This window comes from Butyricicoccus sp. Marseille-Q5471, assembly GCF_951230135.1.
Classification (GTDB): Bacteria; Bacillota; Clostridia; order Oscillospirales; family Butyricicoccaceae; genus Agathobaculum.
The window spans coordinates 1-12,260 of sequence record NZ_CATNVC010000026.1 but is presented as its reverse complement, the minus strand read 5'-3'; the positions used below and the strand labels follow the sequence as shown (position 1 = coordinate 12,260).

The 12,260-nt window shown below is 39.1% G+C and carries 17 protein-coding genes and 2 pseudogenes; 6 read left to right on the top strand and 13 right to left on the bottom strand.

Features of this window, described 5'->3' with window-relative positions; genetic code table 11:
• Positions 1-118: 118 nt before the first annotated feature.
• The 6 genes and pseudogenes from QOX26_RS14050 to QOX26_RS14025 form a co-directional block, all read right to left on the bottom strand.
• A pseudogene (locus QOX26_RS14050) lies at positions 119-241 on the bottom strand (conjugal transfer protein TrbL family protein); the annotation flags it as partial.
• A gap of 226 nt (positions 242-467) precedes the next feature.
• The gene (hcp, locus tag QOX26_RS14045) at positions 468-2,099 is read right to left on the bottom strand and encodes a hydroxylamine reductase (protein ID WP_283675600.1); all 1,632 of its coding nucleotides are present in this window, start codon (positions 2,097-2,099) and stop codon (positions 468-470) included.
• Between the two features lie 19 nt (positions 2,100-2,118).
• Positions 2,119-2,283, bottom strand: a complete 165-nt coding sequence (rd, locus tag QOX26_RS14040) for a rubredoxin (protein ID WP_082082671.1) — start codon at positions 2,281-2,283, stop codon at positions 2,119-2,121.
• Between the two features lie 39 nt (positions 2,284-2,322).
• Positions 2,323-2,637, bottom strand: a complete 315-nt coding sequence (locus QOX26_RS14035; protein ID WP_045093659.1) for a cupin domain-containing protein — start codon at positions 2,635-2,637, stop codon at positions 2,323-2,325.
• A gap of 141 nt (positions 2,638-2,778) precedes the next feature.
• The gene (locus QOX26_RS14030) at positions 2,779-3,492 is read right to left on the bottom strand and encodes a permease (RefSeq protein WP_283675599.1); all 714 of its coding nucleotides are present in this window, start codon (positions 3,490-3,492) and stop codon (positions 2,779-2,781) included.
• Positions 3,489-3,971, bottom strand: a complete 483-nt coding sequence (locus QOX26_RS14025) for a permease (RefSeq protein WP_283675598.1) — start codon at positions 3,969-3,971, stop codon at positions 3,489-3,491. The genes QOX26_RS14030 and QOX26_RS14025 overlap by 4 nt, the downstream gene beginning before the upstream one ends.
• 113 nt (positions 3,972-4,084) lie before the next feature.
• On the opposite strand from QOX26_RS14025, the gene QOX26_RS14020 reads away from it, so the two are divergent.
• Positions 4,085-4,726 carry a Crp/Fnr family transcriptional regulator gene (locus QOX26_RS14020; protein ID WP_283675597.1) on the top strand — a complete coding sequence of 214 codons (642 nt, stop codon included), beginning with the start codon at positions 4,085-4,087 and terminating at the stop codon, positions 4,724-4,726.
• 183 nt (positions 4,727-4,909) lie between these two features.
• Here the strand turns inward: QOX26_RS14020 and QOX26_RS14015 are convergent, their stop codons facing one another.
• From QOX26_RS14015 to QOX26_RS13990, 6 genes are read right to left on the bottom strand one after another with little or no spacing between them, the layout of a single operon-like run.
• Positions 4,910-5,452, bottom strand: a complete 543-nt coding sequence (locus tag QOX26_RS14015; RefSeq protein ID WP_283675596.1) for a flavodoxin family protein — start codon at positions 5,450-5,452, stop codon at positions 4,910-4,912.
• A gap of 15 nt (positions 5,453-5,467) precedes the next feature.
• Positions 5,468-6,442, bottom strand: coding sequence for an alpha/beta hydrolase (locus QOX26_RS14010; protein ID WP_283675595.1), 975 nt, complete (start codon positions 6,440-6,442; stop codon positions 5,468-5,470).
• Between the two features lie 15 nt (positions 6,443-6,457).
• Positions 6,458-6,871 carry a cupin domain-containing protein gene (locus QOX26_RS14005; RefSeq protein ID WP_283675594.1) on the bottom strand — a complete coding sequence of 138 codons (414 nt, stop codon included), beginning with the start codon at positions 6,869-6,871 and terminating at the stop codon, positions 6,458-6,460.
• Positions 6,864-7,187, bottom strand: coding sequence for a carboxymuconolactone decarboxylase family protein (locus tag QOX26_RS14000; RefSeq protein ID WP_283675593.1), 324 nt, complete (start codon positions 7,185-7,187; stop codon positions 6,864-6,866). The genes QOX26_RS14005 and QOX26_RS14000 overlap by 8 nt, the downstream gene beginning before the upstream one ends.
• A gap of 2 nt (positions 7,188-7,189) precedes the next feature.
• Positions 7,190-7,726 carry a cyclophilin-like fold protein gene (locus QOX26_RS13995; RefSeq protein WP_283675592.1) on the bottom strand — a complete coding sequence of 179 codons (537 nt, stop codon included), beginning with the start codon at positions 7,724-7,726 and terminating at the stop codon, positions 7,190-7,192.
• Complete coding sequence (locus QOX26_RS13990; protein ID WP_283675591.1) at positions 7,723-8,235, bottom strand: flavodoxin; 513 nt, start codon at positions 8,233-8,235, stop codon at positions 7,723-7,725. The genes QOX26_RS13995 and QOX26_RS13990 overlap by 4 nt, the downstream gene beginning before the upstream one ends.
• A gap of 115 nt (positions 8,236-8,350) precedes the next feature.
• Between QOX26_RS13990 and QOX26_RS13985 the strand changes: the two genes are divergently transcribed.
• The 5 genes from QOX26_RS13985 to QOX26_RS13965 all read left to right on the top strand — a co-directional run bounded on the left by QOX26_RS13985 (position 8,351) and on the right by QOX26_RS13965 (position 11,876).
• Complete coding sequence (locus QOX26_RS13985) at positions 8,351-9,238, top strand: LysR family transcriptional regulator (protein WP_283675590.1); 888 nt, start codon at positions 8,351-8,353, stop codon at positions 9,236-9,238.
• 309 nt (positions 9,239-9,547) lie between these two features.
• Positions 9,548-10,369 (top strand): helix-turn-helix domain-containing protein, encoded by an 822-nt coding sequence (locus QOX26_RS13980; protein WP_283675589.1) that lies wholly within the window; start codon positions 9,548-9,550, stop codon positions 10,367-10,369.
• 3 nt (positions 10,370-10,372) lie between these two features.
• Positions 10,373-10,843, top strand: a complete 471-nt coding sequence (locus tag QOX26_RS13975; protein ID WP_283675588.1) for a VOC family protein — start codon at positions 10,373-10,375, stop codon at positions 10,841-10,843.
• 65 nt (positions 10,844-10,908) lie between these two features.
• Positions 10,909-11,157, top strand: a complete 249-nt coding sequence (locus QOX26_RS13970; RefSeq protein ID WP_283675587.1) for a hypothetical protein — start codon at positions 10,909-10,911, stop codon at positions 11,155-11,157.
• Positions 11,154-11,876 (top strand): DUF5131 family protein, encoded by a 723-nt coding sequence (locus tag QOX26_RS13965; protein ID WP_018214007.1) that lies wholly within the window; start codon positions 11,154-11,156, stop codon positions 11,874-11,876. Before QOX26_RS13970 ends, QOX26_RS13965 begins: the two co-directional genes overlap by 4 nt.
• Before the next feature lie 177 nt (positions 11,877-12,053).
• On the opposite strand, the pseudogene QOX26_RS13960 reads toward QOX26_RS13965, so the two are convergent.
• A pseudogene (locus tag QOX26_RS13960) lies at positions 12,054-12,131 on the bottom strand (DUF3852 family protein); the annotation flags it as partial.
• Between the last annotated feature and the right edge of the window lie 129 nt (positions 12,132-12,260).

Sequence of the window (12,260 nt, the reverse complement as noted above, 5' to 3'; positions counted from 1 at the left end):
CTCTTTTAAAATTCGGATAATCTGCTCTTCTGTGAATCTCTGTTTCATGTCAATCACTCCATTTTTCTCAGTTTATCATATCGTGACTAACATTTCCACTGGATCAGTTTTTCGGGATCAGGTCAACGCCCATGTTGCCCATCTGCGCAAAAAAGTCGCCGAGGAAGCCGATGACCTGACCGTACGTCCAGTCGATAAATTGATCCATGACTGTGCCGAGTAAAAAATCCCATATAAACATTGCATTCACCTCCGTTCGCTGGGATAAGAATAGAAAAAGCGCACCGTGATTGCTCACAGTGCGCCTGCCAATTGGGGCTGATTTAGCAATGAGATGGATTACATTCCGAGAATTGTCCAGAGTATCCTTGCATATGGGTGGTGACAAATTTATTCCTAAATATAAAAAAGTAAAGATTCCGAATGTTAATCAGAATCTTTACTTTTATTTAAAATATCAAAACGAATTATTCGCCCATGAATAACTTAATATCATCATCAACTTGTCCGATACCTGCAATGCCAAACTTTTCAACAAGGACCTTTGCAACGTTCGGAGATAAAAATCCTGGTAAGGTAGGACCAAGATGAACATTCTTCACACCTAAATAAAGTAACGCAAGTAAGACAATTACCGCTTTTTGCTCATACCATGCGATGTTAAATGCAATCGGCAGATCGTTAACGTCCTCAAGTTCAAATATCTCTTTCAGCTTCAATGCGATTACTGCAAGAGAGTAGGAATCATTACATTGGCCAGCATCAAGAACTCTTGGAATACCACCAATATCTCCTAACTCAAGTTTATTGTAACGGTACTTGGCACATCCTGCAGTAAGGATAACCGTATCCTTAGGTAGTTTTTCTGCAAACTCAGTGTAATACTCACGAGATTTCATTCTGCCATCACAGCCTGCCATGACGAAAAACTTCTTAATTGCACCTGATTTTACTGCATCAACTACTTTGTCTGCAAGAGCAAATACTTGGTTGTGAGCAAAACCACCAACAATATTGCCTGATTCAATTTCTACAGGAGGCTTACACTGCTTTGCCATCGTAATAATTTCAGAAAAATCTTTTTTGCCATTTTCATCAGCTGTGATGTGAGGACATCCGGGATAGCCTGATGCACCGGAAGTGAAGATTCTTTTTCTGATTTCCTCGCTTCTTGGAGGTACGATACAGTTTGTAGTAAACAGAATTGGTCCATTGAAAGTTACAAATTCAGTAACTTGCTGCCACCATGAACCGCCGTAATTTCCCGCAAAATTGTCATACTTCTTGAAGAAAGGATAATAATGTGCAGGAAGCATTTCACTATGGGTATAAACATCAACGCCTGTACCTTTTGTTTGCTCCAGTAGTTGCTCTAAATCAGTGAGGTCATGACCTGAAATCAGTATTCCGGGATTGTTTCTTACACCAATATTAACACTAGTGATTTCAGGATTTCCATATTTAGAAGTATTGGCTTCATCTAACAGTGCCATGGCTTTAACACCAAACTCACCTGTCCTTAATGTTAAAGCTACGAGATCATCTGCCGACAATGAATCATCAAGGGTTGAAGCAAGTGCTTCATAGATAAATGCATAAATAGCAAGATCTTCTTTGCCGATATTAAGGGCATGATGTGTATATGCCGCCATACCTTTCAAACCATAGATAATCATTTCTCTAAGAGAACGGACATCTTCATTTTCGGTTGAAAGAACACCTACTTTTGATGCTTTGTCTAACATAGATGCTCTATCGCTTACTTCAAACTCCGCTGCATCACCAAGATTAACACCGGAAACCTGTTTTTTTAGCTCGTTTCTTAAGCCAATCATTTTATAGATTTGATTTTCAATTGCACCATCATCAAAATTAGCATTTGTAATGGTGATAAAAAGGCTTTTTAGGACTTGATGATTTACTTCGCTTATGGATTTAACATCCAGTTTGCCTTTTATAACAATTTCAGAAATCCCTTTTGTAACATAAATCAGTAAGTCTTGCAATTTTGCAACTTCTTCATTTTTGCCACATACACCTCTTACCTCACAACCGGTACCTTTTGCAGTTTCTTGACATTGATAACAAAACATACTCATAATCGTTCCCTCCTTCAGATTATTCCTTAACGGGTTCGAATTCATCTTTACCCACAAAGCAAATTGGGCAAACCCAATTATCAGGGATATCTTCAAACGCAGTGCCAGGGGCTATTCCACTATCTGGATCACCTATTTGTGGGTCATAGATATATCCACATGGGATACATACATATTTTATCATTATTTGCTCCTCCTTTCAATGATTATAAATTTTGTTTCACTATTTCAAAGGTGCCGGTGCTTTTACAACAATTAACTCAAGCACACTTTTGGATAAATTTTTTACATTCATCTTTGTATTTACAGGAATCTTCAAAAGAGTTCCTTTATCATATTGGTGAACTTCTTGATCATTTAGCCCGATAGATAAAGTCCCTCTTACCACTGTCATATAAACGTTGGAATTAGAGAAATGTTCTGGGAGGCCTTCCTCCTTATTAAAGACCATATGAAGATAATGAATATTTTCATCCTGAATTACTCTTTCAATCGCTTTTTCATCTCCGGTTGACATCTCATGAATTTGCTCAATCATTGTATATATCTCCTCTTTTATTATAATAGGTTTTGAATTGTGGGGGTTATTATTCAATAATTCCTTATTGTTAAAATAGCTAATGATTAAATTATACCGCATATACTAAGAAATGTACATTGCTTTTACAACATTTCTTAATTATTCATTAAAATGAATGGCTCTAACAGGACAAGCTAATATTGTTTGGTTAAGCCTTTCTTTGTCTATTTCAGAGTCATAAGCTTTTATATATGCTTTTTTACCTTGCATACCAAAAACCTCAGGATATTTTTTAGTACACAATGTACAGCCCATGCAAGATCCTCTGTTTAATATAAGTCCACCCGCTTTTTCTTCTTCCTGTACTATATCTTCGTCTTTCACAATCTTTGAAGCAATCCACGAAAATACTACTATAGCAATTACTGTTAACACCCAACGGATTGCCATAAACTTTATTCCCAAAAATTTTGCTTCATTTAGCAGCATTGGAACCTTTATTACTGCCCACGAACTTAAAATTATAACTAAGTTTCGTACAGAAGCTCCCTTCTTGTGGAGCATAACACACATGGGAAATGCTGCATATATCGGTCCCGCAGAAATGCTGCCTAAAACGAACGACAATATAATACCTTTAACTTTGGATTCTTTTCCTAAGTATTTTGTGATTTTTTCCTTTGCAATCCATGTATCCAAAAGCGCGGTAAGAACAAATATCACCGGCATTATCATAAGCATTTCTTTAATGTAATAGGCACTGTTTTTAATTGATGTAACACCCATATCTGGTTTAAGTATAAACATCAGGATATAGGCAGCTACAACCACTATCAAGAAAGTATTATCTTTTGCTTTTTTTAAGATTTTCATACAATCACCCCCATTACCATAGCGATAATTATGGCAAATAAAAAGCTTAATCCGTTTCTAGTGGCAGTAAATTTAAGCCCAAATTCACGCTTTTCAAGTGGAAATGTTACGACCCCTACCATTGTAAGTGTAGTTAGAAATGCTACGGAAGGAACAATACTAACCCCAGCGTCAACCAGTGTACCGACAAGCGGAAAAGCAATAAAAGCAGGGATCAGTGTAATTGTTCCAAATGCCGCCGAACCCACCGTTGCTATGACTAAGGATTGATTTCCTACAAATTCGGCAATATACTCTGGCGGTAATATTGTCAGAATTAAACCGATTAAAAAAATAATTGATAATATGCTTCCCAGCATCCCCTTGCCCATACCAAATGCCATTTTAAGGGCTTTCACTGTCTTCGATTTGTCTTTTCTTAAGGAAATCAAAAGGAATATAATCGTTCCTATCCACATTGCTGCTGTAAAAATATCCATACAAATCCTCCGTTCTTTTTGTGATAACACAATTATAAAGCAGTTTATTATGTTCAAATAGACACCGACGTTTCTTTTTGATATAATGTTTTAAAATAGAGGAGTAAATTCACATGAATATTGACATTTTACGAAACATTTCATTATTTTCAGCTATAAAGGAATCTGATTTAGAAAAACTAATAGCAGGTAATCATATTTATCGAAAACACTATATGAAAGGTGCAACCGTTCATAATGCAAATGAAACTTGCCGTACATTAGATATTGTATTGTCAGGAAGTTTGGTTGCGTATTCTTTATCAACTAACGGTTCAGCAACTACAATGTTTGAATTTAGTCAGGGAAGTGTGATAGGAGCAAATTTATTATTTGGTGAAAACCACAGTTATCCGCTTACTATCTATTGCCTAACAGATTGTCAAATTATCCATATTGACATAAATGCTGTTTTGGAGTTTTTGCATGATTACAATTTCACATTGCATTATATAAAGTCAATCTCACAAAATTCTCAAGGAATAAATCAGAAAATAGCAATGTTTACGCAAAGAACACTTCGAGAAAATATTATGGATTATTTTAAACAGCAAACTATCATACAGAAATCTTCGGTAATTCTTCTTCCAATGAGTAAAAGACAACTGGCAGATTATTTAGGTGTACAAAGACCTTCTCTATTTAGAGAGCTTAAGAAATTAAAAGAGGAAGGTATTATTGAAATTAATAACCGTACAATCACAATAAAAAAATGACATACCTTAGTATGAAGCCTTACCAAAGTTAATCTTGATTATATCGAAAGTGTGGGCAACCTCGCCGCCATTGGCTGGGTCGCCCACTTTTTATTTCACCATCATAACCCAAGTATAGTCCAGAGTATCTGCAAAAGGATAGTAAAACAGTGCTCCTACCATTATGATAAGAGCATTGTTTTATTATACTGTTTTTCCCATATTGTAAGTTTGCTTTAAAAGCTTGCTTTTGTTTTTCGCTTCTCCCGAAGCCTCTAAGCCGACACCGTAGATAATGTCCTTGAGCTTAACCTTTGGGAAGCAAGCTACCCATCCTTCGACCTCTTTAATCGTACCATCAAGTGCAGGTTTGTCAGTATCTGCGGCAGAGGCGATTAGGTAAGCCTCACGGAATTTGTAATCTGCAGAAAATAGGCAATTCATTCTGTCAATGAGAGTTTTCATCTGTCCACTCATTGCGTAGTAGTAAACAGGGGTGGCAAATACAACTACATCAGCGTTTTTCACTTTTTCTGCAATCTCGATTGCATCGTCCTGGATAATACATTTCCCTGTTTTTTGACAGGCAAGACAACCACGGCAAAAGTTTAGCTCCTTACCTACAAGGCTTACCTTTTCTACCTCGTTGCCGCTATCCTTTGCGCCTCGTGCAAATTCATCAGCCAAGATATCGCTGTTGCTGTTGGGTCTGATACTGGTGGATAACACCACTACTTTTTTACTCATTCTATGTTCTCCTTCTTATTTCAAATTTGCCTTCAAAAATGTGTCAATCGTATCAAAGGGAATAATGTCCATTTTGTCGTATAGGTCGGTATGCACCGCATTAGGAATGAGTAAAAGTTTCTTATTATCACCTTTGAGCTTTGCAAAAGCGTCCTTGCCAAAATAACAGGAGTGTGCCTGTTCACCGTGAACAATCATTACAGCACTTCGGATTTCATCGCTGTACTGCAAAATCGGCGTATTGAGAAGGGACAAAGGAGAGGTAATATTCCAGCCACCATTGGAGTTAAGGGAACGAGAATGATAGCCACGCCTTGTCTTATAGTAGTCAAAATAGTCTTTTAAGAATTGAGGGGCTTCCTCTGGAACAGCATCGGGAAGTCCTCCTGCGAGAGCATAGTTATCGTTTTTATAGTCTAGTGTACGCTGTGCGTTCATTGCCTTGCGTTTTTCATATCTCTGTTTCTCGCTGTCCTCGGAATCAAAATACCCCTTTGCGGTGACACGAGTCATATCATACATTGTGGATGCAACAGTTGCTTTGATACGAGTATCGATCGCTGCGGCATTGATTGCCATACCACCCCAACCGCAGATGCCTATAATACCGATTTTGTCAGCATCTACATTCTCCTGTACCGAAAGAAAATCCACAGCCGCAGAAAAGTCCTCAGTGTTAATGTCAGGGGAAGCAACATATCGAGGCTCACCACCGCTTTCTCCTGTGTAAGAGGGGTCAAAAGCTATGGTCAAATAACCCTTTTCTGCCATAGTCTGTGCGTACAGACCAGAGGATTGCTCCTTTACTGCACCGAAAGGTCCGCTCACTGCAAGAGCCGACAACTTGCCCACTGCATTTTTAGGTGTATACATATCAGCAGCAAGAGTAATGCCGTAACGGTTATGAAAGGTTACTTTCTTGTGATTAATCTTATCGCTTTTGTGAAATACCTTATCCCATTCAGTTGTTAAATTCAATTTCTGTTCCATGTGTTTTTCCTCCAATTATAATTTTTCATATTCTTCATCGGTTACTGCTTCGCACCACTCATTGGTGGTGTTTTCACCAGGGACCTCAATGGCAACATGGGCAAACCAACTGTCCTTGGATGCACCGTGCCAATGCTTGACCTCGGGTGGAATGATGACACTGTCACCTACTGTAAGCTTACGAGGTTCTTTACCCCATTCCTGATACCAACCCTCACCGCAGGTGCAGAGAAGAACTTGTCCGCCGCCTTTAGTTGCGCGGTGGATATGCCAGTTGTTGCGGCATTTCGGTTCAAAAGTCACATTTAAAATGCCAATGCTCTCCATACAGATAGGGTTTAGGTAGCTTTTTCCGATAAAGTACTGTGCAAACGTCTCGTTTGGCTGTCCCAAGCCAAATAGTCCTACTTTTTCAAAATCCTTAATCATTGCTATAAACCTCCTTCGCCATTCTCATTGCTGCCCAAGCATTGGGCCAGCCTGCGTAAAATGCGGCATGTGTTAAGATTTCCGCCATCTCTTCCTTGGTCACCCCATTGTTTTTTGCGTTCATAATGTGGTATTGCAGTGAGCTATCCAAAATTCCCTTAGACATAATTGCGATTACGGTGATAATACTTCTGTCACGAGGGGAGAGTTTATCTTCTCTCGACCAAACCTCTCCAAAGAGAACATCGTCATTTAGTTCTGCGAATTTGGGAGCAAAGTCCCCGAGGGCATCTCTGCCTGCTGTTTGCTTTTGCATAACTATGCCTCCTGTTTTTGTAGTGATAGGGTAATGGTTACATTTCCTGTACCCAAAACTTCTTTTAATCTATCTGTATTATTGATTATCCCAAGCCTTGTAAAGCTCCAAGAATTGGTGTCATAATAAATGACTAACTGATTTCCTTGATATAGAATTACATCACCAAGTCTTGTAGTAATTTGTTCATCATTGGTAGGTAAGCTTTCTCCCAAAGTACCAACCTTTTCAAAGCCACCATAATCACTCATATTTATAGTAATATCACCTTTGGAAAGTAGTACCTTAAGTGCCTTGGCAGAGGAATTATCTACAAGTATTACAGAAAATATATCTTCACCAATAATAAGACTAACTGTTTCTTCTTGTTCATATATCCCGCTACTACCTTCACTATCCTCGCTTTCCTCTTGTGTGCTTGCTGAAATGCTGGCAATCGGAGTATTATATTCTTCTTGATGTATTTGTGTTTCATTTCCACAGGCTGTGGTGAACAGTAGGCAGAAGGCAACTAGTGATGTTAACAAGATGCTTTTCAACGTATCACCTCCAGCCATTTTTTAATTTCAATTTCTGCTCTGTCAATGCGACTACCGTGAATTGCCAGGCCTTGTGCTACCTTTGCGGTAGGGCACGTTTTTTGAATGTCATTTTTGCTACTGCCAAAGCCACTGCCTTCGTGGGTACAAAAAGGGCGTATGGTTTTGCCTGTGAAATCAAAATGTTCCAAAAAGGTAAAAACAGCCATAGGCATTGTTCCCCAGTAGTTTGGAAATCCAAGATAGATGACATCATATTCGGAAATGCTTTTTGGATAGGACACTAGCCTTGGACGTGCATTACCTTGCTGATCTCTCTGTGCTTCTGCAATACATTCGTTGTAATGCTTTGAATATGGCTCTTTCATTTCAATCTCGAAGATTTGGCTTTCTGTTAACCCTTTGATTATACCTACTACTCTGCAGGTGTTACCGATTTCTAAATTTTTAAGAATACCTCCCACATAGTTTTCATCTTTGCGAGAGAAAAAGACGATTAAACTTGACATTCCTTTAAGCCTCCTTCACCTATATTTATATTATAGCAAGTAAAACATTGATTTTGAATTTCAAAATGGTTATAATAGTATTAACCTGTGGTTTATAGAAGAGGAGGTTTTGAATTTGTATAATCCATTACTTGATACTTTTATTGCTGTCGCTGACTGTGGTAGTTTTAATAAAGCGGCAGAAATGCTTTATATTTCACCTACCGCCGTGATGAAGCAGATGAACAGCTTGGAGGAGCATTTGAAATTAACTCTTATTAAGCGGGCGCAAATCGGGGTAACATTAACTGAGGTAGGTGTGCAAATTTACAAAGACGCAAAATTTATGGTAGACTATTCCCAAAAGTCTATATTATCGGCGAGAGCAATAGAAACCACCTCAGAAACAACCTTTTGCGTCGGAACATCACTGCTAAACCCTGCAAAACCGTTTATGGATATTTGGTATAAGGTCAATCAAAACTTTCCTGACTATAAGTTGCACCTAGTTCCTTTTGAGGATAATTGTAACGGAATATTATCGGAAATTGGAAAACTAGGCAAGAAGTTCGACTTTCTCATTGGTGTATGCGACTCCAAGGTTTGGCTTTCTCTCTGTAATTTCTTGCCCCTTGGTAGATATAAAAAAATGGTTGCCGTCAGGCGAGAACACCCTCTGGCAACCAAAGACAGATTAAAAATTTCGGATTTATATGGCTATACTTTGATGATGGTAAAGAGGGGTGATTCGGGTGTCAATGATTTTCTTCGCAACGATTTAGAAAAGTGTCACCCACAAATTAAGATAGAGGATACTCAGCCTTTCTATGACTTATCGGTTTTTAACCGCTGTGCTGAAACGGATAAGGTTTTACTGACCATCGAATGTTGGCAGGATGTTCATCCTGCACTTGTCACCATTCCTGTGAAGTGGGATTATAGTATTCCATACGGAATTTTGTATGCAAAGGATGCTCCTACGGATGTACTTAGCTTCATTGAGATCAGCAAACAATATACGTAATCATTTACACCAGTCACTTTTCAGTGGTTGGTGCTTGCTATATTCCCAAAATCGTCCGTCAATGCTTGCATATAGACGGTGAACGGATTTAATTTTCATAGCACCGAACCCCTCCCTGTTGTCTATATTTAATTAATTGAAACTTCCATTTTGCTATGGTAAACTTATTTTATATATTTACCGAGTAAAACTTTTTTGAAACGGTAGTGAGGAAAAGTTTGCCCCGAAGGGGTGTATTTATATTTGCTTGATTCGCATTAGGCGGATAAACATAATGAAAACTTTACTTTGAAGATGAGGGGGAATAATTTGATTATAAAAGATAACAAGCAATTCAATATATTCCCCTCGCATGTGGGGCTGAGAAAATATATTCAATATTACAACGTCGTATTTCCATCGAATAATACATTTACCGCACAATATACGCTTATGCCTAACGCTTGCGGAACATTGTCGCTTGCTTTTGACGGAAACGCAGTCATTGCTGAACTGTGGGGAGCATCTTTAACCCCGGTATTGTTAGGAATGGAACCAAATAGTTATCATGTCCTATTGCTTGTACAACTTTCTCCCTATGGTTTGTATCAAATTACTCGTCAAAGCCAAGCGGAGTTTGCAGATAAACGACTGACGCTTGAGGATATTGACAATGAGCTGTTTTATTCGCTGCATCAGGCTTTTGTAGCATCAAAAACTGTATCCGATTTGGTGAATACTTGTGAGGAAATTTTATACCGACGCATGGAAAAGCATGTTGTTTCGGACTCTTTGGTGTTGGCAACCAAAGTGATTTCTGATAATTATGGACAAATACAAGTGAAAGAAGTTTCCAGACAATCCCATTATAGTGGGCGACAGCTAAACCGCTTGTTTCTTGTGCAAATTGGAATGAATGTTAAGGACTTTATACGCTTAACTCGCTTTAATTATGTATTAAAGCACATTCAAAAATCGCCTTGCTTTTTTGCGGCATTGTCGCAACAAGCTGGATATTTCGACCAAGCCCATTTTGATAAAGATTTCAAGGCTATCAGTGGCGTTACCCCACAAAAGTATCTGAAAACAATGTCGGATTTTTACTATGACGGCACAGAGATATACGATACACTATCCTCAAAGGGGGATTGAAAAATGAAATATCAAGGTTGTCTTTTAGCGGTTAAGGATATAGCCGCATCGAAACATTTTTATGAAAAGGTGCTTCATCAAAACGCAGTAATGGATATTGGCGTACATGTGACCTTTGAGGGGTTTTCTCTGCAACAAGGATATGCCGAACTCGTTGGCATATCGGTCGATAGCGTGGAAGAGCAATCGCACAACTTTCAAGTTTATTTTGAAGTGGAAGATTTATACAAGGTATACGCCAAACTAAAAAGCATATCCAGTTTGCAGTGGGTACACGAAATCAAAGAATACCCGTGGGGGCAGCGTGATATTCGGGTATATGACCCCGACAAGCACATTGTAGAAATTGCAGAGGATATGACCACGGTTATCAAACGCTTTTTTAATCAAGGCATGTCGGCAGAAGAAGTTGCTACACGCACAATGTTCCCTCTTGAGGTTGTAAAACAGTATGCGTTAGGCTTTGGTATGTGATACACGGCGGCTTTGGTAAACCAAAGCCGCTATTTTATTCCAAACAAGATCGGAGGAGACGGACAATGAGTAAATATGAGCCGCTTTGGAAGGCGATAGGTCAACGCACGGAGAACAGCTTCGCGCTGACCTATGCCGAGATTGAACAGATTCTGGGCTTTCCCATCGACCACGCCTTTTTAACCTTCAAGAAGGAACTGCCCGCCTACGGCTATGAGGTGGATAAGATCTCCATGAAGGCACAGACGGTGACGTTCAAACGCTGCGTTTCTGCTATCATCGGCTTCACCCATCCAAGAGGAGGAACACTATGAACTGGGAGCCATGGACAGGCTGTTATAAAATAAGTGATGGCTGTACAAATTGCTATTTTTATGGGCCGTATGCAAAACGCTATGGTCAAAGCACAATACAAAAAACAGATAAATTTGATTGGCCCGCAAGGAAAAATGCAAAGGGAGAATACAATATCAAAGGCAACAAAATTCTTCCAACCTGTTTTGCGACTGACTTTTTCCTGCCAGAAGCAGACGAGTGGCGTAAAGACATTTGGGCTATCATCAAGGAAAGAACAGATATTGATTTCTTGATTTTAACAAAGCGAATTGACCGTTTCCCCCAATCGCTTCCGTCTGATTGGGGTACAGGCTATGACAATGTGAATATTGGCTGTACTGCCGAAAATCAAACACTCGCCGATTACAGGCTTCCGCTCTTTTTATCCTATCCGATAAAGCGGCGCTTTATTGCCTGCGCCCCACTTTTAGAAGCGATAGATTTAACACCATATCTTGATGGCATAGACCATGTTACCGTTGGCGGCGAAACAGGACGAGAAGCCCGTATGTGCGATTATGATTGGGTACTTAATATCCGTGAACAATGCGTAACAGCAGATGTAACCTTTTGGTTCAAGAATACAGGCTCACTTTTCAAACGTGACGGTGTAGTGGAAAAAATAAATCCATTTAAGCAAAACAGTGTGGCAAAAGAGCTCGATATTGATATTTCAGATGGGAAAAGGTTGTTCTGATCAAATCAATGGAGTAAAGCATTATTGCCTATTTTGTTTAACAAATATTCTGTATGAACCAAATGAGCAGACAGCTTATTGAGACTAAATCGGTTCTACCAAAACTAATCACGATTACTATGAAAATATGGGCAAACCTTGCTATCAGGCTCGGGTTGCCTACTTTTTGTTTTACAGTCACATCCCGAGTATAGTCCAAATATAGGTCGGAGCTGTTAGCGTGAACACCAAGCAGGCAAACAAAATCGCCGGTGCGCATAGTGATAGGTAATCCCTTGAAGTAATCGCAGGATTTTCCCCCACTCCACACCGTACGTGAGAGTTTCCCCTCATACGGCGTTCCATCGTTAAGGTTTTTAAAGTAATTTACACAATTTACAAGTA

Excerpts from the sequence above, each read along its gene's own strand:
- hcp (WP_283675600.1), bottom strand. The coding sequence starts at position 2,099 with ATGAGTATGTTTTGTTATCAATGTCAAGAAACTGCAAAAGGTACCGGT.
- rd (WP_082082671.1), bottom strand. The coding sequence starts at position 2,283 with ATGATAAAATATGTATGTATCCCATGTGGATATATCTATGACCCACAA.
- QOX26_RS14035 (WP_045093659.1), bottom strand. The coding sequence starts at position 2,637 with ATGATTGAGCAAATTCATGAGATGTCAACCGGAGATGAAAAAGCGATT.
- QOX26_RS14030 (WP_283675599.1), bottom strand. The coding sequence starts at position 3,492 with ATGAAAATCTTAAAAAAAGCAAAAGATAATACTTTCTTGATAGTGGTT.
- QOX26_RS14025 (WP_283675598.1), bottom strand. The coding sequence starts at position 3,971 with ATGGATATTTTTACAGCAGCAATGTGGATAGGAACGATTATATTCCTT.
- QOX26_RS14020 (WP_283675597.1), top strand. The coding sequence starts at position 4,085 with ATGAATATTGACATTTTACGAAACATTTCATTATTTTCAGCTATAAAG.
- QOX26_RS14015 (WP_283675596.1), bottom strand. The coding sequence starts at position 5,452 with ATGAGTAAAAAAGTAGTGGTGTTATCCACCAGTATCAGACCCAACAGC.
- QOX26_RS14010 (WP_283675595.1), bottom strand. The coding sequence starts at position 6,442 with ATGGAACAGAAATTGAATTTAACAACTGAATGGGATAAGGTATTTCAC.
- QOX26_RS14005 (WP_283675594.1), bottom strand. The coding sequence starts at position 6,871 with ATGATTAAGGATTTTGAAAAAGTAGGACTATTTGGCTTGGGACAGCCA.
- QOX26_RS14000 (WP_283675593.1), bottom strand. The coding sequence starts at position 7,187 with ATGCAAAAGCAAACAGCAGGCAGAGATGCCCTCGGGGACTTTGCTCCC.
- QOX26_RS13990 (WP_283675591.1), bottom strand. The coding sequence starts at position 8,235 with ATGTCAAGTTTAATCGTCTTTTTCTCTCGCAAAGATGAAAACTATGTG.
- QOX26_RS13975 (WP_283675588.1), top strand. The coding sequence starts at position 10,373 with ATGAAATATCAAGGTTGTCTTTTAGCGGTTAAGGATATAGCCGCATCG.
- QOX26_RS13970 (WP_283675587.1), top strand. The coding sequence starts at position 10,909 with ATGAGTAAATATGAGCCGCTTTGGAAGGCGATAGGTCAACGCACGGAG.
- QOX26_RS13965 (WP_018214007.1), top strand. The coding sequence starts at position 11,154 with ATGAACTGGGAGCCATGGACAGGCTGTTATAAAATAAGTGATGGCTGT.